Raw genomic sequence first — 19838 nt, 5'->3', positions numbered from 1 at the left:
GATATGTCTGACAAGCTCTCCAGCACTCTCTGAAGAGACACGCTCTGAACAGACACTGCGAAAACGCCTGACAAATAAAGACGGGCAAATAAAGACGGGCAAATAAAGACGGGCAAATCAGGACAGCAAATAAGGACGGATAAACAAGCACTTGGCTAAAGAAGTGATCAACGAACGGCTTGCCAGACAAACAGCGGAAGCAAGCCCCGCACCGCAAGATCCATAACAACGCCAACACAGGGCGAGTGATACGACATCACTTCCCGGCCGCCAGGCCTGCATCCCACCACAAAAGCAAACACAATACCGGGAGCACTACCATGCCATCGCCACTCAGCAAGCTGTCACGCCGTGACTTCCTCGACATCTCGGGTCGCTTCGGTCTGACCTCGACCCTGCTGGCCGCCACCGGCCTCGGCGCAGGTCTCACCGCGTCCACGCTGGCGCGCGCCGCCGACCAGGAGCAGCAGAAACGCTACAAGACAGCGCCCAAGTTCCAGCTGCGCTTCGGTGCCTCGGGCTTCAATGAGCGCAATCTCGATATCCAGAAATCCGGCCAGCTGTTCTTCGCGCGTGACCTGGAAGAGCGCACCAACGGCGCGATTCGCGTCGAGTTCATGGGCAGCAACGAGGTCTGCAACCAGCTGGACTGCGTCGGCAAGACCCAGCAGGGCATCGTCGATATCTACTCGGCCTCCACCCAGAATTCCTCGGGCAGCGCGCCGTATCTGAACGTGCTCGATTTCGCCTACATGTTCCCCACCGTCGCCTCGATGTTCCACTTCTTCTATCACAAGAAGAGTGAGCAGCTGCTGCGCGAACCGCTGCGCCAGCGCCACAACCTGCAGTTCCTGTTCACCCACTGTGACCTGCGCGGCATCATGCTCGGCCTCAAGTGGCAGGACAAACCGCTAGTCACCAGCATCGATGATCTCAAGGGCACCAAGAACCGCGTCACCGGCACCCAGATGGGCCGCATCGCGATGGAGCAGCTGGGCCTGAACCCGGTGCCGGTCGCCTGGGAAGAGACCCTCGATGGCCTGCGTCAGGGCCTGCTGGATGGCGCCGAGACCTGGATGAGCGCCGTGGCCTACGCCGGCATGGCACCGGTGGTGTCCCAGGCGGTCGATCTGCGCTTCTTCGCCGGCACCGAACACACAGGCATGAGCCTGCCCAAGTTCGACAGCCTCGGTTCCGAGCTGCAGGACCAGGTGATGGAGTCCGCCTACTGCGCGCAGATCTTCACCCAGGGCATGAACGAGGCCGGGCGCTTCGAGATCGTCGGTGCCACCGAGCACCCCGCCGCCGGCACCGTCTTCGCCGAGAACAACGTGCGCGTGGCGCCGCTGTCGGACGCCGAACGCTCACGCGCCGAGCAGATGTGCTCGCCGGAATTCAATCCCGAACCGTGGGAGCAGTGGCGCGAACGCCTCAACAAGTGGTCCGGCGGTCTCGATATCTATCAGGAAATCCATGATGTCGCGCGCGAGATTCCGCGTGATGTCGCCGCCGTCAATGTCAAGCCGCAGCGCTGGTGGAGGGGGTAATGGGCGATACCACCATCTTCAGCCAACCGACCAAGAAACCTGCCCTCAAGAAGGTCGCGCCCTGGGCGCGTCCCTTCCTGTGGCTGGACGCCCATCTGGAACAGGTCGTCATCCTGATCGCCTATTCCGGCATGGCCGGCATCATCTTCGTCGAAGTCATCCGGCGCTTCTTCTTCGGCCTGCAGGCCCCCTGGAGCACCAGCATTCCCGTGCTGCTGTTTCTGTGGCTGACTTGGTTCGGCGCCTCTCTCAACGTCAAGAAGCGCACCCATCTGAGCCTCAACGAGATACGCATGAAGCTGCCGCGCGGCGGCCAGTTCGCCTGTCTGATCCTCGATGCCGTGCTGTGGATCGGCTTCGGGCTGATGGTGATCTACTTCACCACCACCCAGGTGACGCTGGCCTATGACAACTACGCCATCGTGCCGGGCACCGACAACGTCATGCAGTGGTGGTTCTACCTCGCCACGCCGCTGGCGTGGGTGATGATCATCTATCGCGTACTGCAGAACCTCTACGCCGACTGGGCGCGCTATCGCCGCGGCGATTCCTTCAACCTGCAACCGTCCATCATGGACTGAGGAGGTCAGCATGACAGACGGTATCTGGATCTCCCTGATCACGGCGGGCGTGACCGCCTTCTTCCTGCTCGGCGTGCCCATCTTCCTCGTCATCGGCCTGTGGGTGGTCGGCACCAGCCTGGTGATCGACTTCACGCTGGCCAATGTCGGCGTCACCCTCTTCCAGGGTCTGAGCTTCTTCGGCCTGCTGGCGTTGCCGCTGTTCATCCTCACGGGGGACCTGATCAACGCGGCGGGCATCGCCAAGCGACTCTCCGACTTCGCCTACTCGACGCTGAGCTGGATGCGCGGCGGGATGGGCATGTCGACCCTCGGCGCCTGCGGGCTGTTCGCGGCGATTTCCGGCTCCAACGCCGGTACCACCGCCACCATCGGTTCGATCATGCAGCCCGAGATGGTCAAGAACGGCTATGACGAACGCTTCGCCGCCGCCACGGCGGCCTCCGGCGGCACCGTGGGCATCATCATTCCGCCCAGCATCATCTTCATCGTCTACGGCTTCATGATGAACCTGTCGATCAGTGACCTGTTCATCGCCGGCATGGTGCCGGGCGCGCTGATGGTGGTCGCGATGATGGGGGCCTGCTATCTGGTGGCGCGCAAGAATGGCTGGGGCCAGCTGCAGCCCTTCAAGGCCGGTGTCAGCGCCAGGCTGGCGCGCAAGGCCTATCTGGGCTTCGCGACCATCGGCGTGGTGGTCTACGGCATCTACTCGGGCAAGTTCTCGCCAACAGAAGCCGCCGCCATCACCGTGGGCTTCACCATGATCGCGGGGCTGTTGATCACCCGCGAGATCAGCCTCAGGAAGCTGCCGACCATCATGCTGCGCTCAGGTCAGATCGCCGGCATGCTGGCGCCGCTGATCGCCATCTCGGTGGTCATGCAGCAGCTGCTGTCGGTGTTGGGTGCCGGTCAGGCGCTGAGTGAGATGCTCAGCGGCATCGACAACTACTACCTGACGCTGGGCACCTGCATGCTGATCATCCTGCTGGCGGGCATGATTCTGGAAAGCCTGCCGGTGACGATCATCCTGGCGCCGATTCTCGCGCCCATCGCCCAGCAGGCCGGGGTCGACCCGATCCACTTCTCGGTCATCTTCCTGGTCGGTGCCGCCATCGGCTTCGTCACGCCACCCTTCGGGCTCAACCTGTACGTGGCCAGCAGCATCACCGGCATTTCCTACGTCAGACTGGTCAAGTACGTGATTCCCTACTTCATCGCGCTGATCGCCTGCTGGCTGGCCATCTGCCTGGTGCCTTCCCTTTCCCTGTTCCTGGTAAACCTGTAACACTAGCCTCATCGACAGCCCCGCGAGGGGCTGTCTTCGTCTCATCAGGGCAGCCTTCGCCAAGGGGCCCACTGCCGTGATGAATCGATGCACTGACGCCTTGCCACCCTGCCCCTGTCGGCCCCGGTCACCCCGAGTGACATGTGCCCGACAGCAGGATGAGGACACTAGATGAGCAAAGACACGCCCACCAATTCGACGCTCTTTCGCGCACTCGGCCTGCTGGAAGAAATCGTCACCACCCAGCACGCCGTCAGCGCTGCCGACCTCGAGAAGCGCTTCGACATCCCCAAGCCGACTGTCCATCGCCTGCTCAAGCAGCTGGAAGAACAGCAGCTGATCAGTCGTGATCTGGATGGCCGTCACCTGCTGCCCGGCCCGCGCTTTCGGCGCATGTCGCTGGGCGCTCTGGCCAATGAGGGCCTCAAGGTGCCGCGCCGTGTCCTGCTGGAACGGCTGGCGAATGAAGTCGGCGAGACCTGCAACCTGACGCTGCTCGATGGCCACGAGGTAATGTATTACGACCGCGTGGAAACCAACTGGCCGGTGCGCATCCAGCTGGCGCCCGGCTCACGCCTGCCGCTGCACTGCACCGCGAGCGGCAAGCTGTTTCTGGCGCTGATGCCGCTGCATCGCCGCCGCGCCCTGCTCGCCCATCTGGCGCTGGAAGCGCACACGCCCTGCACCCTGACCTCGCGGGCCACGCTGGAAGAGGCACTCGACACCGTGGCGCGCAATCAGCTGAGCACCGATGATGAGGAGTTCATCCAGGGCATGGTCGCCATCGCGGTGCCGGTCTTCGATGAGGTCGGCCAGATCCAGGCGACATTGGCGATCCACGCGCCGCGCCTGCGCCACTCCATCGACTCCCTATTGGAGTGGGCGCCGTTGATGCGCCAGATCGCCACTGAGCTGGAAGGCACACTTTGATGCGTGCACCTTGTGCGCACATGACTCATGAAGTGATCCCATCCAGCCCCGAGTGACACCTGAGCCACGCTGACGATGGGCCATGATCCAAAACGCTCGCCCCCGCAGACAGTGATTGTCTGCGGGGGCGAGCGTTTTTCAGCGAGCTTTTTTCATCTGCCCCCTTGCTGACTCCGCCTATCCCGAGGCATCTCTCTCCTGCAGCTCAGGAGCTCAGGGCGTCGGTACCACCACCACCGGAATGCTGGCGCGCTTGATCACCCCCTTGGTGACCTTGCCCGCATAGGAGGCCACGAAGCCGCGCTTGTTGGTGGCCATGATGATCATGTCGCAGTCATGGCGCGTGGCGTAGCGGATGATCTCCGAGGCCGGATAGCCCTCCACCACATTCAGTCCGGCGATCACCGGGCGCGGGTCGCCGTCGTCATGGGTGCTCCAGAAGTCCTCCAGCATCTTTTCCAGGCTCTCTTTCGCCTGATCGAGCCGCTGCTGCATCAGGCCCTCCAGCGTCGGCTTGTGGCGGATGTTGACCTTGAGGGTGTTCATCACGTCATCCGACAATGACTTGACGGTATGCAGCACATGCAGCTCGGCGCCGGTCGCGCCCGCCAACCACACCGAGCGCGCCAGTACCCGCTCACAGTCTCCGCGCAGGCCTACACAACACAGAATTCGTTTGACTGCCGGCATCGTCCTTCTCCTCGTTCATTGCAGGGCTAGCGTTCAGATGGCGCTTCAGTAACCCATCACCCTGGGTAGCCACAGCGAGATTTCAGGCACATAGGCGATCAGGAAGATGGCCGCCACCGAGCCCGCCGCGAACGGCAATGCCTTCAGGGAAATCTCCTCGATGGAGGCCCCGCCTATCCCCGAGGCCACGAAGAGGTTCTCCCCCAATGGCGGCGTCTGGAAGCCGATGGCCAGTGCACAGACCACCACGATGCCGACGTGCACCGGGTCCATCCCCAGCATGTACATGATCGGCAGCAGCACCGGGGTGAGAATCATGATCGCGGCCAGCGTCTCCATGAACATGCCGACGAACAGCAGGAAGAAGATGATCATCGCCCAGATGAGGTAGAGGTTGTCGGTCATCGCCAGCATGCCTTCGGCGATATGGGCCGGCACGCGTTGCTCGACCAGCAGCCGCCCGAAGACCGTCGCCGTGAACAGGATCAGCAGCACGCGACCGGTGATCCAGGTGGTGGTCTCCAGGGTGCGCAGCGTCGGCTTCCACTTGAGTTCCTTGTGCAGGAAGATGCCGACGATCAGGGTGTAGACGATGGCGACGATGGCGGATTCGGTCGGCGTGAAGAGGCCGCTGTAGATGCCGCCCAGGATGATGAAGGGCGCCAGCATCGACCAGACGCCCTTCTTCAAGGTGGCGCGAATATGGGGCCACGACCAGCTGTTGGTCAGCCCGCGATAGCCGCGTTTCTTCGAGATCACGTAGTTGATCAGCAGCAGGAAGCCGGCGATCACCACGCCGGGCATGACGCCAGCGATGAACAGTTTCGGGATCGACAGTGTCTGGAAGTCACCGTGCATGGCCACCGCTTCGGGCGGCGGCTGCAGGCCCATGCCGGAAATCCCGAAGATCACCATCGGGATCGACGGCGGAATCACCACCCCCAGCCCACCGGAAGAGGCCGTGATGGCCGAGGCATAGCCACGATCATAGCCGCGCTTGGCCATCGCCGGAATCATCAGCATGCCGACCGCCGCCGTGGTGGCCGGTCCCGAGCCGGAAATCGCACCGAAGAACATGCAGGCAAATACCGTAGCGGCGGCAAGTCCGCCCGTCACCGGCCCGGCGAAGGCCTCGGCGATATCGACCAGCCGTCGCGAGATGCCGGCGGCCTCCATCAGCGCCCCGGCCAGAATGAAGGCCGGCAAGGCCATCAGCGGGAAGGAACCCACCGAGGTAAAGGCGATCTGCACGAACGCCATCGGGTTTTCATCGATGCTCAGATAGGTCGCCAGCGCCGCGACACCCAGCGAGACGGTGATCGGTGCACCCAGTACCAGCAGCAGGAAGAAGACGCCAAACAGGATGTAGATGATGATGGAATCGATCATGACTTGCCGCCCTCCTGTCTGTCACTGGGCTGTGGATCAGTGGCCTGGCCGTCACCGCCCTGCTTCAATTCCTCCATTGCCTGGGAATCCGGGTCCACGATGTCTTCCTTGCGCACGAACTTGAGATAATTGGTCTGGATGATGCGCACCGTCATGGCGGTAAAGGCCAGCGGCAGAATCAGATAGAAGTACTTCATCGGCACACCCAGCGTCTGTGACTTCCAGAACAGATTCATCTTGTTGAACACGAAGTCGTAGCTGTAATAGATGAACACCGCATTGAAGGCGATCCAGATGATATCGGTCAGAACACCGCAGAGGGTTTCCACCCAACGCGGCAGGAATCGAAACTGGAAGGTCACGCGGTTATGCGCCGACATGCGTGTGGCGTAGACGGCGCCTAGATAGGCAAACCACACGAAGGCATAGGTCGCCAACTCGTCTCCCCAGGGAATCGAGTAGCTGAAAAGGTTACGCAGCATGATCTGCGTAAAGAGAATGATGACGAACACCACCAGCAGTAACTGGCAGAGATAGTTCTCGATATTATCCAGAAACTTCAACAATACCCGCATGGATACACATCCCCCGACATCGCCAGCGATGACCACTTGACGCCACGTCTCCCCTGCCAGCGATCACATGTCGACGACATGCTCTTGGCATGCTCATGACAGCTGCCGGCAGGCAGGGGAATCCGGGCGGGCCTTGAAAGCCTCAGCCGTTCAGGAGGTCTTCAGGGCGCCGTGGACGGATCATGTCCGAGGGTCTCGAGCACCTCGACCAGCTTGTCGCGGCCGCCGATGCTGTCATAGAAGTCCGGCCAGATGCTGGAGGCCTTGGCGATCCATTCCTTCTCGTCATTGGCGGGCTGGGTGATGGTCATGCCGTGCTCTTCCACCAGTGATTTCTTGATGGAATCCTCGGTGGCCAGCAGGTAGTCGTAGCTGTGCGACGTCGCCTCTTCACCGGCCGCCAGCACCAGTTGCTGGTTCTCTTCGCTGAGGCTCTGGAAGGTGCCTTCGCCCATGATCAGCGGTTCCATCGAGAACACGTAACAGCTGTCGGTGACGTGGTTCTGCACCTCATAGAACTTCATGGCATCGATGGTGATGTAGGGATTGTCCTGGCCATCGACGACACCCTGTTGCAGGGCAGTGAAGGTCTCGGACCACGCCAGCGGGTTGGGGTTGACGCCCCAGGACTGGTAGGAGGAGATCATGATCTCGTTCTTGGGCACGCGAATGACCATGCCTTCCAGGTCTTCCGGTGAGGCGACCGCCTGCTTGGAATTGGTCAGACGGCGGCAGCCGGAATAGGCCCAGCCCAGAATGCGGATACCGGAATCGCGCAGGGTGTTCTCGCGCAGCTCATCGCCGATCTTGCCTTGCGTCAGCGCCTTGGCATCGTCCGGGCCGTGGATGACATACGGCAGGGTCAGCACGCCGACGGTCGGCGAGAATGGCGTCAGGTTGTTGATCGCCACCACGGACAGGTCAACGAGGCCCATGCTGGCGTTGTTGACGGTATCCTGCTCGCTGCCCAGCTGGCCGTTGGGGAACAGGTCCACCTTGATGTCGCCGCCGGATTTCTCTTCCACCAGGCTTGCGAAGGTCTTGCCCAGTTCATACTGGGTGCCGCCGGCGGCATCGCCGAGGGCCATCTTCCAGGTCGCGGCATTGGCGCCAGCGGCCATGCCCAGGCTCGCGGCAGTCACCGCGATGGCCAGCGAGGACTTGAAGGCGCTGGTGCGAGATACGCTGGTGCGAGATACGCCAGTGCGAGTCAGCAAGCGGAGGTCTGAAAGGGTCTGTGTCGAGTCGATCATCTTGTCTGTCCCGTCGTTATTGTTGTTGCGGGCTCCTGACGGCTGCGCGTGATAGCGAGCGGGGTACTGCACCTCATATCGCCAATGACTTCGCGTCTGCACCACTATCTTGCAGCGCCTCATGTCATTCACGATTGCCATCACCTGCTCATCTACAGCCCCAGGAAAGGGAGTGTGAAGTCGCGTCGTGCTTGAACTGTGCTTTCGTTGTACCTGCCAGATCACTTTCTCCCCGTGCGCCATTCCTCGATAGAACCAGTCCGTCGGCATCGATGGGGCCAGTCCCGGCTGGCTATTGCTCTCCCGACAGGGGTCTGCCTCAATGAAGCCATACCGGTGGCTGCCACCTCAGGGCAGGCAGCGCCCCGCGCGCCACTCACTGACGGCGCACCGCAGGGCAATCAGGTACAGAAAATGCATATAAAACGGGCACTTCCGCTGGAAAGTCCTCGTGACGACACGCTCGCGAAAACAATAGAGAACACGCATGAGCCATCCGCTGTTTCACCTCGATTCCTCGCGCAAGGAAAGCCTGCAATTCCAGATTCGCGAGCAGATTTCCCAGGCGATTCTCGAAGGCCATCTGCCACGTGATGTCGCGCTGCCCTCCAGTCGCAAGCTGGCCCGCGAGCTGAATGTCGCGCGCAATACCGTGATGCTGGCCTACGAACAGCTGCTGGAAGACGGCTTTCTGATCGCCCGCGAGCGCAGCGGTTACTTCATCAATCCCGAGATTCTCAAGGGTCGCGCCGACACGCCGGTGCGCCTCAATGACATCGAGGCCGACAGCCTCGACTGGGACGAGCGGCTGGCCTTCAAGCCTTCTGTGCAGCGCGCCATCGAGAAGCCCGGCGACTGGCACCAATACGACTACCCCTTCCTCTATGGCCAGCTGGACCCGGAATTCTTCCCCACCCAGCACTGGCGCGAATGCAGCCGCGACTCGATGAGCGTGCCGTCGATTCGCAGCTGGTCGGTGGACCACCTCAACAATGACGACCCGCTGCTGATCGAGCAGATCCACCAGCGGCTGCTGCCGCGTCGCGGTGTCTGGGCAAGCCCGGAGGAAATCCTGATCACGGTGGGCACGCAGCAGGCGCTGTGGATCAGCTGCATGCTGCTGCTCAAGCAGGGCCAGCGCTTCGCGATGGAGAACCCCGGCTACGTCGACATGTACAACATCGCCAGCACCTTCACCGATGACATCCAGCTGCTGCCCATCGACGACAAGGGCATGCAGCCGCTGGAATCGCTCAAGGACTGCCGCCTGGTGTATGTCACGCCCAGCCATCAGTCGCCGACGACCATCACCCTGCCGCTGGAGCGCCGCCGCCAGCTGCTGGACATGGCCGAGACCGGCAACTTCCTGATCATCGAGGACGACTACGAGAGCGAGAGCAACTACGCCGACAACCCGACACCCGCGCTCAAGAGCCTCGACCGCCACAAGCGCGTCATCTATGTCGGCAGCCTCTCCAAGACCCTCGCTCCCGGTCTGCGCCTGGGCTACATGGTCGCGCACCCGACCCTGATTCGAGAGGCCCGCGCCCTGCGCCGCCTGATGCTGCGCCATCCGCCGACCAACAATCAGCGTGCGGTGGGGCTTTTCATCGCGCGTGGCTATCACGACAGCCTGATCAATCAGATGCACCAGGTGATGCAGCGTCGCTTCCTGCTGATGCGTGACGCCATCCAGCGCCATCTGCCGATGATGAGCACGCCGGCCACCTACGGCGGCTCCTGCTTCTGGATGCACGGCCCGAAGAGCCTGAATGCCCACCGCCTGGCCGCCCTCGCCCGCGAGCAGAGCATCCTGATCGAGGTCGGTGACCTGCACTTCTTCTGTGATCGCGGCAGCCATCGCCACTACTTCCGCCTTGGCTTCTCGGCGATTCCGGAAGCACGCATCGAAGCCGGCATCCTCAAGCTGGCCGCGCTGGTGCCGCTGGCGATGGACGAGGCGCCGTCAGTTGCGGGCGCAGAGACAGAAGCAACAGAGATGGACGCAACGAAGACGGACGCACCGGAAACACAAGCACAGCCGTTACCCCCTCAGCCCGCCCTGCCCACTCCCCACGGCGCATCACGTCGGCAGCGCGCCAGCTAGCCTGATCCTTGCGAGGAGATGAAAGGCAAGGAGATGAAAGGTGAGGAGATGAAAGGCGAGCCGCCGTATCGACCATGGCTGAGGCAAACCCTACTCATCCCCCAAGCAACAAATACCCTGATCATTATCTTCTAGATAACAAAGATGCTCCCGCACTGATCATAAAATCGATCAATGCGGGAGCATTCGGGTCATCGTGGCATCAGGGGCGAGTCACACCTATTGCGCTTCATCCTTCATCGCGTACCAGCGATACAGGCAACGCTGACCGGTGCGACGGAACGGCGCAAACAGCGGGGATTCGACCTTGTTGAGCACATTGGGATACGGCAGGCGTGACTGGAAGATCGGCAGCACCAGATCCGCCGCGTCCCTGGCGATCCACTGAGCGAGGCGCTTGCCCGCCTGGGCGGAATACATCACGCCGTTGCCGCCATAGCCCATGGCGTAATAGATGCTCTGCTTGGGGTCCGGCTGATGGATGCGCGGCATCATGTCGTGGCTGACATCCACCCAGCCCCACCAGGAGTAATCGACCTCGATGCCGCTCAGCGCGGGGAACTTGCGGTGCATGTCGGCGATCAGCAGCTGCTCGTACTGCGCCTTGGGCGCGTCACGCCCCGAGACGGCACTGCGGCTGCCGATCTGCAGGCGGTTGTCCGGCAGCAGGCGATAGTAGTGGCGCAGCACGCGGGTGTCGGTGAGCACCTGATGGGTATGGAAGCGGGTCGCCTCGATTTCCTGAGCCGTCAGCGGGCGCGTCACCAGCGAATTGGAGAGCACCGGCATCAGACGCTTGTCGAGCTCCGGATGCAGCTTACCGGAGGTGTAGCCGCCGGTGGCCATGCCCACCGAGCGCGCCTTGACCACGCCACCCGGCGTCGTCAGATAGTGCACGCCATCGCGGGTCTCCCAGCTCTCCACCGGGCTTGCCGGGTGCACCTTGACGCCCAGGCGGCGCGCCTTGCGCAGATAGCCGAAGGCCAACTTGCCCGGGTGCACGCCGATGCCTTCCGGCTCGTGCATCGCGCCGCAGGCCTCTTCATCACCGACCCACTCATTGCGCACCGTGGCGCCATCGATGATGCGGGCATCGTAATTGAAGGTCTCGCGCAACAGGCGCGCTTCCTTCTCCAGCCCCGGCATCATGCGCTCGCGGTGGGCGATATACAGATGGCCGCCCGGCTGCGGATCGCAGTCGATGTCCTTGATCAGCTCCTTGAAATTCTCCATGCCCTCGACGCACTCGCGGTGCAGGCCGTGGGCGGCCTCGAGGCCGTAACGCTCGATCCACTGCGAGCGCTTGAGGCGGCCGGTGGCGCACTGCGCCTGACCGCCATTGCGGGTCGAACAGCCCCAGCTGACCCGGTTGGCCTCCAGCACGGTGGCCTTGATGCCGTACTTCTCGGCCAGCACGATGGCGGCGGTCAGCCCCGTGAAGCCGGAGCCGACGATCACCACATCGGCGTCGATATCACCCATCACCGGGCCGTCGTCTGCCGGCGGCTCGCCGGCGGTGGCGACCCAGTAGGTCGGCGCGTAGTCACGCCCTTCGCCGGGGGTGGCGCTCACCAGCGGGTCGTAGGCCGGGTCATAGGGCCGCGAGGCCTGAGTGGCCGGGCGCTGCTCTGATTCGTTGCCCATGTCCGACGGCCGGGCGCCGTGCTGCACGATAGTTTCCATCTCGAACACCTCCTCTCACCCACGGGGCGCACGCCATGACCTGACGCCATGACGTGCTTCCCCCGAGGCAAAGACAGCTTCAGAAACCTCTTCCCTGATCGGTGCGCCGCTGGCGCTCAGACGTTGACGGGCGGACGGTTCTTGCGGAAGGCGTTCTTGATCGCGATCTTGCCGTCACGCAGCGTGAAGGCGTCGATCATGCGCGCTTCGCTGCGCGCGCCATCGGCGGTGGTGCCGGTGTAGGTGCTGATGACGAAGCCTCGCTCGCCATCGGCGAAGATTTCCGCGTCGATCCACTGGGCATCCGGCGCGTTCTGCCAGGCAGCGGAGAGGCCTGCACGCACGGCGTCCTGACCGGCGAAGGTCTTGCCTTCGAGTTCCGGCCCGGCGATGGCGAGGAATTCGCAGTCATCGGTCATCATCGACAGGCAGTCGTCGATGTCGTGACGGTTGAGGGCATCACAGAAGGCGGTCAGCAGTTCGATGGTGGCTTGGTGAGTCATGGGTCGGGCTCCGCAGTCTTGTTGTTGGGCTTGTTGTTAAGCAGATGAGCGGCAGCAAGCGCTGCGCCATGACCCGAGACTACGCCGACACTTGCACCGCCCTTTAGCACCAGTTGGATGCCACCGATTGGGCCAGTTGGCACCAGCGGGGCTGCCCTGGCGCCAACTGGTCCCATCGCGCCGCCTTGGGACGACTCAACCTGCAAGGGCCTCAGGCGCTGCCACGCCAGGTGGCGTGAAGGCCTCCGCTGACATGAAGCTCTCGCGCCCGAGCAGGATGTCACTTAGCAGGCGCGTGGCGGCGGGCGCCAGCACCAGGCCATTGCGGTAGTGACCGGCATTCACGTAGAGGCCATCAAGCCCCGGCACCGCGCCGATGAAGGGCGTGCCATCCGGCGTGCCCGGACGCAGGCCGGCCCAGTGATGCTCCGGCGCCAGCTCACCCAACGCCGGCAGAATGCTCGCGGCGCTGGCATGCAGCGACTCACGTGCCTGCGCGGTGGTGGACTTGTCGAAATCCTGATGCTCCAGGGTCGAACCGATCAGAATCCGCCCATCGGCGCGCGGAATCACGTAGCGGCCATCGCACAGCACCACCCGCGACAGCAGCGGCGCATCCTCACTGCAAAGCCCCGCCGTCACCGGATTGAATACCATCATCTGACCCTTCACCGGGCGCACCGGCAGCAGTACGCCGGCGGCGGCGAGCAGCTTGCCACTCCAGGCGCCGCCACATACCACGACGTTGTCTGCGCTGACGGTCTCATCAACAAGCCGGACGCCCGTGACACGCGATGGCGTGGCAAACACCAGCTGGGTGACCTCGCATTCTTCACGCACCCGGATACGCGGATGCGCCAGCAGACGCGCACGCAGCGCCTGACCGAGTCGCGGATTGCGGATGCTGCCGAGCGTCGGCATCCACAGCGCCTGCTGATGGCCACTGGCCAGATGCGGCTCGCGCGCGTAGAGCCCCTCACGCTCGATCACCTCCAGCGGCTTGTGCTGGGTGCGCGCCCAATCCAGCGCCAGCGCCTCGTCCTCGACCCGCAGGTAGATCAGGCCCTTCTGACGGTATTCGGGGTCGATGCCGGTGGCGTCCTTGAGCGCCTCGGCAAGTCTGGGGTATTCGCCTTCTGACCAGCGTGACAGTGACGAGATGGCGCTCGAATAGCGCCACGGATACAGCGGCGAGACGATGCCGCCACCGGCCCACGATGCCTCGCGTCCGCACTGGCCGCGCTCCAGCAGCGTGACCGTCTGGCCGGCCTCGGCCAGCTGCCACGCCATCATCATGCCCATCACGCCGCCACCAATGATCAGGGTATCGCTCATCTGCCTTGCTCCTGCGGGGAATGAATAATCACAAATCTCATATTTCGATACGATTTGCATTATTTTTAGAAACAAAGCTATATTCATAGCATTGCCGCCGCCCGTTTTGCCTGTCTCCCCGAGACAGGTCCACCGGGCAGCCACCAACAAGAATGACGAGGGAGACACCCCGTGAGCGACGCCACCTTGACGCCTTCCAGCAGTGATGAAAGCTCTGCCAATGATGCAAGCCCTGTCAGCGATGCAGGCCCCGCCGCCTCTGCCGAGCAGCCGCTGCCCGCCGGCCAGTTGCAGCCCACTGAGCTGCGCGGCGTGCGCGAGCTGTTCGGCATCGACAGTGATCTCAAGGTGCCGGTATTTCTGGAGCGAGACGCCCACGTGCCGGAAATCGACCACGCCTATCGCTTCAATCCCGATGTCACCCTCGCCATCCTCGCCGGCTTCACCAACAACCGCCGCGTGATGGTTCAGGGCCTGCACGGTACCGGCAAATCGACCCATATCGAGCAGATCGCCGCACGCCTCAACTGGCCGTGCCTGCGCGTCAATCTCGATGGCCATGTCAGCCGGCTGGATCTGGTCGGCAAGGACGCCATCGTGATTCGCGACGGCGTGCAGGTCACCGAGTTCCAGGAAGGCATCGTGCCCTGGTCGTTGACCCGCCCCATCGCGCTGATCTTCGATGAGTACGATGCCGGCCGTCCGGACGTGATGTTCGTCATCCAGCGCATTCTGGAACGCGACGGCCACTTCACGCTGCTCGATCAGAACCGCGTGATTCGCCCGCATCCGCAGTTCCGGCTGTTCGCCACCGCCAACACCGTCGGGCTTGGCAATCAGGATGGGCTCTATCACGGCACCCAGCTGCTCAACCATGCGCAGATCGACCGCTGGAACATCGTCGCCAAGCTGGATTACCTGCCGCGTGAAGAAGAGGTGAAGATCGTGCTGGCGCGTGTGCCCGCCAAGGACAACGAGCGTGGCCGTGCCCTGATTCGCGCGATGGTCGCGGTGGCCGACCTCACCCGCAAGGGCTTCGCCAATGGCGACCTGTCGAGCCTGATGTCGCCGCGCACCGTGATCACCTGGGCGGAGAACTGCGAGATCTTCCGCAATCCGGCGCTGGCCTTCCGCCTCTCCTACCTCAACAAGTGCGATGAGCATGAGCGCCCGCTGGTCGCCGAGTTCTATCAGCGTTGTTTCGCCAAGGAACTGGAGGAATCCGCGGCGCTGATGGAGAGCGACCTGATGCATGAACAGGACAGCGACAAGGGAGCCCGGGCATGAGTGCGGCCCAGCAGGTACGCCGTCGTCAGCAGTATCTCGAGGAGCTCTCGGCTGCGAGTCTCGGGGCACTCAGCGGTCAGGCCGGCTGGGCCTATCGGGGGCGGCGTCTGAGTCGGCATGCTCGGGCGCTGCCATTGCGCACCCCGCATCTGCGCCTTGAGGAAGATGACTGCACGCTCGACAACTATCGCGCGGTCAGCGATGCCATCGCGCTGCGCTTGATCCACACCGACGAGGCGCTGCATCTGGCGGCGCGTCCGGCGTTGCCGGAAACCCGCCTGATCTATGACCTGCTGGAGCAGCTGCGCGTCGAGGCGCTGGTCGACCCTGACATGCCCGGCGTGAAGGAGAATCTGGCGCGGCGCTTCACCGACTGGTGCCTGGCCTTCTATCACGCGGGCCTGACCGAGACGAGCAGCGGCATCCTCATCTACAGCGTCATCCAGTCGTGCTGGTCGCGCCTGATGGCCTGTGCGGTGATCCACGAGACGGAGGATTACATCGAGACGACGCGCGCCTCCTTCTATCAGGCGCTGGGCGCTGACATGGCGGGACTGAGACGCACGCGTTTCGATCAGGCGGCCTATCAGCAGCATGCGCTGAGCATCAGCCTATGGTTGGAGCAGGAACTGGCCGAATCACTGGAGGAGCAGGACGGCGAGGAAAATGACGAGTCAGAGGCCAGCCAGCGCTTCGCGCTGTTTCTGGAAAACGAGGATGAGGAAGCGAGTCTGCTCGAGGAGCAGGCGGCATCGCAGCTGCCGAGTCATCGGCGTGGTGCGCCGGAGGAATTGCTGCCCTATCAGGTGTTCACCACTGCCTATGATCGCGAGCTGGAACCGGCCAGGCGCATGCGCGCAGCCCTGCTCGATGAGTATCGTCAGGCGCTGGATACGCGTCTGGCGGAGCAGAAGATCAACGTGCGGCGCCTGGCACGTCAGCTGGCGCGCCATTTCAGCTCGCCGCAGCGTGAGGGATGGCACTTCGGGGAGGAGGAAGGAATCATCGATGGGCGGCGGCTGAGCCAGGTGATTTCCTCGCCAGCCGAGCGGCGGGTCTTCCAGCGCGAGCGCTGGGTGCCCGAGGCCAGTGCGCAGGTCAGTTTCCTGATCGACTGCTCCGGTTCGATGAAGGTGCATGGCGAGGCGGTGGCGATGCTGATCGAGATACTCACCCGCGCGCTCGACATGGCCGGTGTGCCCACCGAGGTGCTCGGCTTTACCACTGGCGCCTGGAATGGCGGCCGCGCCCTGAAGGACTGGCGACGTGCCGGCAAGCCCGCACGTCCGGGCCGCCTGAATGAAGTGCAGTATCTGGTCTTCAAGCCCGCCTCACTGGCGTGGCGCCGTGCGCGCCGCAACTTCGGCGCCCTGCTCAAGGCCGATCTCTACCGCGAAGGCGTGGATGGCGAAGCCGTGCAATGGGCCTGCTCACGGCTCGCGGACAACACTCCTGCCGACGAAGGCGCGCGCCGTCTGCTGGTCGTCATCTCCGATGGCAGCCCCTGTGACAGCGCCACCAACATGGCCAATGACGAACAGTACCTCGACAGCCACCTCAAGCAGGTCGTCGCACAACAGACCCGCTCCGGCCGCCAGGCCATCCTCGGCCTCGGCGTCGGGCTGGACCTCAGTGCCTACTACCCCAACCAGCTGATCATCGATCTTGAACGCACCCTCGACAACGCCCTCGCCGATGAAATCGTCTATCACATGGCGCTGGCGTGTCGACAACAGGGAATGTGATGAGGTGCTAACTGTACAATAATAATTAGCCTCATTATATATAAATCATCCTTACGATTAGAAGGTAGAGAAAGATCTCTACCTTCTATATCCGGCTTGTATACTAAACAAAGTCAAGAATTGACAGGAGACTCTTTCTCAATATCAATGCCTAATAAATGATATGCATCTAAAAGTCTATCTCTAGTTATCTTATCTTTCTTATAAAGTCCATAAAGAGCAGTCGCAGCGATATGATAACGATCTACCTCGAAAAAGCTTCTCAGCATTTCTCGGCGATCTGACCGACCAAATCCATCTGTCCCGAGGATATAGTAATCATCTGGCACCCACTTTCTTATCTGATCGACATACATTTTCGTGTAGTCAGTAGCAGCAACAAATGGACCAGAGCTATCTTTGAAAGAATGAATCAACCAAGGCTCTTTTGATTCGTTTTTCGGGTTACGGATGATACTTCTTTCGTATTCTTGAGCCTCACGACGTAACTCATTAAAACTTGTCACACTCCAGACATCTGCATTGACATTAAAATCGTCTTTCAAAATCTTTGATGCTGCTATAGCTTCATTAATAATGGCCCCACTGCTAAGTAAATTAGCTTTTAATTCAGAACCACTAATTTTATTATCGACAAGGCGATACATCCCTCTAATAATTCCCTGCTCACAGCCCACGGGCATATTCGGATGCTCATACCCTTCATTCATTACTGTAATATAGTAGAATTTATTTATATTTTTCTCATACATCTCTTTCAAGCCATGTTGGATTATAACAGCCAACTCATATCCAAAAGAAGGATCATAAGACGTACAGTTTGGTATTTGAGCCGCCTGGATATGACTACTTCCATCTTGGTGTTGAAGGCCTTCACCATTAATTGTCGTTCGCCCAGCGGTACCTGCAATAAGAAACCCTTTAGCAAGCATATCACCTGCTGCCCATACAAGATCTCCTACTCTCTGCAATCCAAACATAGCATAAAAGACATAGAATGGAATAAGCGTAATTCCATGATTTGCATAAGAGGTACCAGCTGCAATCCAGGAAGACATGGCGCCTGCTTCTGTAATTCCCTCTTCCAGTATTTGCCCTTTCTTATCCTCTTTGTAGTACATGATTTGCCCAGCATCCGTAGGCTCATATTTTTGCCCGTCGGCTGCATAAATACCTAACTGTCTGAACATACCCTCCATTCCGAAAGTACGAGCCTCATCTGGAACGATAGGAACAATTTTCTTGCCTAATTCCTTGTTTTTTGCCAAACCACTTAAAATCCTAACGAATGCCATGGTGCTAGACATGGATCTACCACCACTCCCTTTCATCTGAGACTTAAACGCCTTGTCATCCAGTTCCGGGATAACTATAGATTCGTCCACAATCTTCCGCTGAGGAAGATAGCCTCCAAGATAGCCTCTTTTTTCGTGAAGATAACGGAGTTCACTGGAGTCTTTTTCAAAGCGATAATAAGGCATACTATTTTCAAGATGTTCATCTTGTATCGGTAAGTCAAGACGATCTCTAAGCTGTTTCAGTGCCTCATGATTCATTGTTTTTATATTATGTGCTTCCATATCAGCTTCACCATGATCACTCCCCATTGCATATCCCTTGACACTGTGTGCCAATATAACAGTGGGATAGCCATTCTTTTTATTGACTGCATGAGAGTACGCACTATTAATCTTTAAAGGATCATGCCCCCCCCTTCTCAAAGCATATATTTCTTCATCACTCATATCTGATACTAGATCAAGCAACTCCGGATATTTACCAAAGAAATTCTCTCTTGTATACTTTCCACCTTGTGATTTGAAATTTTGATATTCTCCATCAACTGTTTCGTTCATACATTTCTGAAGCAACTCTGATTTATCTTTCTCAAACAAACGATCCCAACCACTTCCCCATACCACTTTAATAACGTTCCAACCCGCACCTACAAAACTAGATTCCAATTCATCCATAATACGTGAATTACCTCTCACTGGACCATCTAACCTCTGAAGATTACAATTAATCACAAAAATGAGATTATCTAACTTTTCTCGACTTGCTAAATTCAAAGCACCGAGAGCTTCAACTTCATCGCATTCACCATCACCAAGAAAAGCCCAAACATTTCTTTTGCTGTTCTCGATTAGCTCACGATTCTCTAAATACTTCATCAGTCGAGCCTGATAAATTGCTTGAATTGGGCCCAATCCCATAGAGACGGTAGAGAACTGCCAATATTCGGGCATAAGATAGGGATGTGGATATGATGGTATACCCTGCCTCCCTACTTCCTGCCGAAAATTATTTAGTTGTTTTTCAGTCAATCTGCCTTCCAAGAATGAACGTGCATATATTCCTGGCGATATATGTCCTTGAAAGAATATTAAATCTCCGTGATCTGATTCCGATGGAGCTTTAAAATAGTGGTTAAACCCTACCTCGTATAGGGTAGCACTCGACATATAGCTAGCTAAGTGCCCTCCAAGGCTTTTATCTATAGCATTTGCTCGCACTACCATTGCAATTCCATTCCAACGGATAGCTGATCGTAATTTCTTCTCAATATATAGATCGCCTGGATATCCTGGCTCTTCATTTTTCTTAATTGTGTTTGTGTGAGGGCTATTTATCAAAACTGCTTTATTTATTTTATTTGCACTCTCGCTTTCTAAAAGCTGTCTTAAAATAAATTCTGCTCTTGATACACCTTCAACACGAACCATCGACTCAAGAGCATCTAGCCATTCTTTAGTCTCTATTGAATCTACTTCATTCACGATATCATTCATATAGCACCTTTAGAAATTAACAGTGGCGATTATTTCAAATACACGGTTGCAATTACGTAATTTTTATTTCCCACTAGGCTAGTATTGACATTAACCCTGTACAAGGGTTATCAATTAGAAACACTTACCCAGA

15 protein-coding genes are annotated in these 19838 nt (G+C 59.5%); 7 read left to right on the top strand and 8 right to left on the bottom strand.

From position 1 onward, the window contains the following. Positions 1-320 precede the first annotated feature (320 nt). From ACJJV2_RS04360 to ACJJV2_RS04345, 4 genes are all read left to right on the top strand, one after another. Complete coding sequence (locus ACJJV2_RS04360; protein WP_215823259.1) at positions 321-1547, top strand: TRAP transporter substrate-binding protein; 1227 nt, start codon at positions 321-323, stop codon at positions 1545-1547. Continuing rightward, entirely contained in the window at positions 1547-2128 is a 582-nt protein-coding gene (locus tag ACJJV2_RS04355; protein WP_284726579.1) for a TRAP transporter small permease, read from the top strand. Before ACJJV2_RS04360 ends, ACJJV2_RS04355 begins: the two co-directional genes overlap by 1 nt. Before the next feature lie 10 nt (positions 2129-2138). Next, the gene (locus ACJJV2_RS04350) at positions 2139-3416 is read left to right on the top strand and encodes a TRAP transporter large permease (RefSeq protein WP_054555518.1); all 1278 of its coding nucleotides are present in this window, start codon (positions 2139-2141) and stop codon (positions 3414-3416) included. 171 nt (positions 3417-3587) lie between these two features. Further along, on the top strand, positions 3588-4346 hold the full coding sequence (locus ACJJV2_RS04345) for an IclR family transcriptional regulator (RefSeq protein WP_405278514.1): 759 nt from the start codon (positions 3588-3590) through the stop codon (positions 4344-4346). Between the two features lie 213 nt (positions 4347-4559). On the opposite strand, the gene ACJJV2_RS04340 is transcribed toward ACJJV2_RS04345, so the two are convergent. From ACJJV2_RS04340 to ACJJV2_RS04325, 4 genes are all read right to left on the bottom strand, one after another. Then, a complete protein-coding gene (locus ACJJV2_RS04340) occupies positions 4560-5036 on the bottom strand; it encodes a universal stress protein (protein ID WP_216059931.1) in 477 nt (158 codons plus the stop codon). A gap of 45 nt (positions 5037-5081) precedes the next feature. Continuing rightward, positions 5082-6425, bottom strand: a complete 1344-nt coding sequence (locus tag ACJJV2_RS04335; RefSeq protein ID WP_405278511.1) for a TRAP transporter large permease — start codon at positions 6423-6425, stop codon at positions 5082-5084. Then, entirely contained in the window at positions 6422-7000 is a 579-nt protein-coding gene (locus ACJJV2_RS04330; RefSeq protein WP_405278509.1) for a TRAP transporter small permease, read from the bottom strand. The genes ACJJV2_RS04335 and ACJJV2_RS04330 overlap by 4 nt, the downstream gene beginning before the upstream one ends. Positions 7001-7161: 161 nt before the next feature. Next, positions 7162-8253, bottom strand: a complete 1092-nt coding sequence (locus ACJJV2_RS04325) for a TRAP transporter substrate-binding protein (RefSeq protein WP_405278507.1) — start codon at positions 8251-8253, stop codon at positions 7162-7164. Between the two features lie 487 nt (positions 8254-8740). On the opposite strand from ACJJV2_RS04325, the gene ACJJV2_RS04320 reads away from it, so the two are divergent. Further along, complete coding sequence (locus ACJJV2_RS04320) at positions 8741-10360, top strand: PLP-dependent aminotransferase family protein (protein ID WP_405278505.1); 1620 nt, start codon at positions 8741-8743, stop codon at positions 10358-10360. A 219-nt stretch (positions 10361-10579) separates the two neighbouring features. Here the strand turns inward: ACJJV2_RS04320 and ACJJV2_RS04315 are convergent, their stop codons facing one another. From ACJJV2_RS04315 to thiO, 3 genes are all read right to left on the bottom strand, one after another. Beyond that, positions 10580-12043: an FAD-binding oxidoreductase gene (locus ACJJV2_RS04315; protein WP_197738684.1), complete on the bottom strand. Its 1464-nt coding sequence runs from the start codon at positions 12041-12043 to the stop codon at positions 10580-10582. A gap of 116 nt (positions 12044-12159) precedes the next feature. Continuing rightward, positions 12160-12546 (bottom strand): nuclear transport factor 2 family protein, encoded by a 387-nt coding sequence (locus ACJJV2_RS04310; RefSeq protein WP_054555520.1) that lies wholly within the window; start codon positions 12544-12546, stop codon positions 12160-12162. Between the two features lie 195 nt (positions 12547-12741). Continuing rightward, on the bottom strand, positions 12742-13881 hold the full coding sequence (thiO, locus tag ACJJV2_RS04305; RefSeq protein ID WP_405278502.1) for a glycine oxidase ThiO: 1140 nt from the start codon (positions 13879-13881) through the stop codon (positions 12742-12744). Positions 13882-14052: 171 nt separating this feature from the next. Between thiO and ACJJV2_RS04300 the strand changes: the two genes are divergently transcribed. Both ACJJV2_RS04300 and ACJJV2_RS04295 read left to right on the top strand, forming a co-directional pair. Further along, complete coding sequence (locus ACJJV2_RS04300; RefSeq protein ID WP_405278500.1) at positions 14053-15168, top strand: AAA family ATPase; 1116 nt, start codon at positions 14053-14055, stop codon at positions 15166-15168. Further along, a complete protein-coding gene (locus ACJJV2_RS04295; protein WP_405278498.1) occupies positions 15165-16913 on the top strand; it encodes a cobalamin biosynthesis protein CobT in 1749 nt (582 codons plus the stop codon). The genes ACJJV2_RS04300 and ACJJV2_RS04295 overlap by 4 nt, the downstream gene beginning before the upstream one ends. Before the next feature lie 113 nt (positions 16914-17026). Here the strand turns inward: ACJJV2_RS04295 and aceE are convergent, their stop codons facing one another. Then, positions 17027-19705, bottom strand: coding sequence for a pyruvate dehydrogenase (acetyl-transferring), homodimeric type (gene aceE / locus ACJJV2_RS04290; protein ID WP_405278496.1), 2679 nt, complete (start codon positions 19703-19705; stop codon positions 17027-17029). Positions 19706-19838: the final 133 nt, after the last annotated feature.

Origin of the sequence: Cobetia sp. Ld8, assembly GCF_045066615.1 — a bacterium.
In the GTDB taxonomy this organism is placed as follows: domain Bacteria; phylum Pseudomonadota; class Gammaproteobacteria; order Pseudomonadales; family Halomonadaceae; genus Cobetia; species Cobetia amphilecti.
This window is presented reverse-complemented; position numbering and strand designations above follow the sequence as displayed.

Bases quoted from the DNA above. Each gene is read 5' to 3' on its own strand.
- ACJJV2_RS04360 (WP_215823259.1), top strand. From the start codon at position 321: ATGCCATCGCCACTCAGCAAGCTGTCACGCCGTGACTTCCTCGACATC.
- ACJJV2_RS04355 (WP_284726579.1), top strand. From the start codon at position 1,547: ATGGGCGATACCACCATCTTCAGCCAACCGACCAAGAAACCTGCCCTC.
- ACJJV2_RS04350 (WP_054555518.1), top strand. From the start codon at position 2,139: ATGACAGACGGTATCTGGATCTCCCTGATCACGGCGGGCGTGACCGCC.
- ACJJV2_RS04345 (WP_405278514.1), top strand. From the start codon at position 3,588: ATGAGCAAAGACACGCCCACCAATTCGACGCTCTTTCGCGCACTCGGC.
- ACJJV2_RS04340 (WP_216059931.1), bottom strand. From the start codon at position 5,036: ATGCCGGCAGTCAAACGAATTCTGTGTTGTGTAGGCCTGCGCGGAGAC.
- ACJJV2_RS04335 (WP_405278511.1), bottom strand. From the start codon at position 6,425: ATGATCGATTCCATCATCATCTACATCCTGTTTGGCGTCTTCTTCCTG.
- ACJJV2_RS04330 (WP_405278509.1), bottom strand. From the start codon at position 7,000: ATGCGGGTATTGTTGAAGTTTCTGGATAATATCGAGAACTATCTCTGC.
- ACJJV2_RS04325 (WP_405278507.1), bottom strand. From the start codon at position 8,253: ATGATCGACTCGACACAGACCCTTTCAGACCTCCGCTTGCTGACTCGC.
- ACJJV2_RS04320 (WP_405278505.1), top strand. From the start codon at position 8,741: ATGAGCCATCCGCTGTTTCACCTCGATTCCTCGCGCAAGGAAAGCCTG.
- ACJJV2_RS04315 (WP_197738684.1), bottom strand. From the start codon at position 12,043: ATGGAAACTATCGTGCAGCACGGCGCCCGGCCGTCGGACATGGGCAAC.
- ACJJV2_RS04310 (WP_054555520.1), bottom strand. From the start codon at position 12,546: ATGACTCACCAAGCCACCATCGAACTGCTGACCGCCTTCTGTGATGCC.
- thiO (WP_405278502.1), bottom strand. From the start codon at position 13,881: ATGAGCGATACCCTGATCATTGGTGGCGGCGTGATGGGCATGATGATG.
- ACJJV2_RS04295 (WP_405278498.1), top strand. From the start codon at position 15,165: ATGAGTGCGGCCCAGCAGGTACGCCGTCGTCAGCAGTATCTCGAGGAG.
- aceE (WP_405278496.1), bottom strand. From the start codon at position 19,705: ATGAATGATATCGTGAATGAAGTAGATTCAATAGAGACTAAAGAATGG.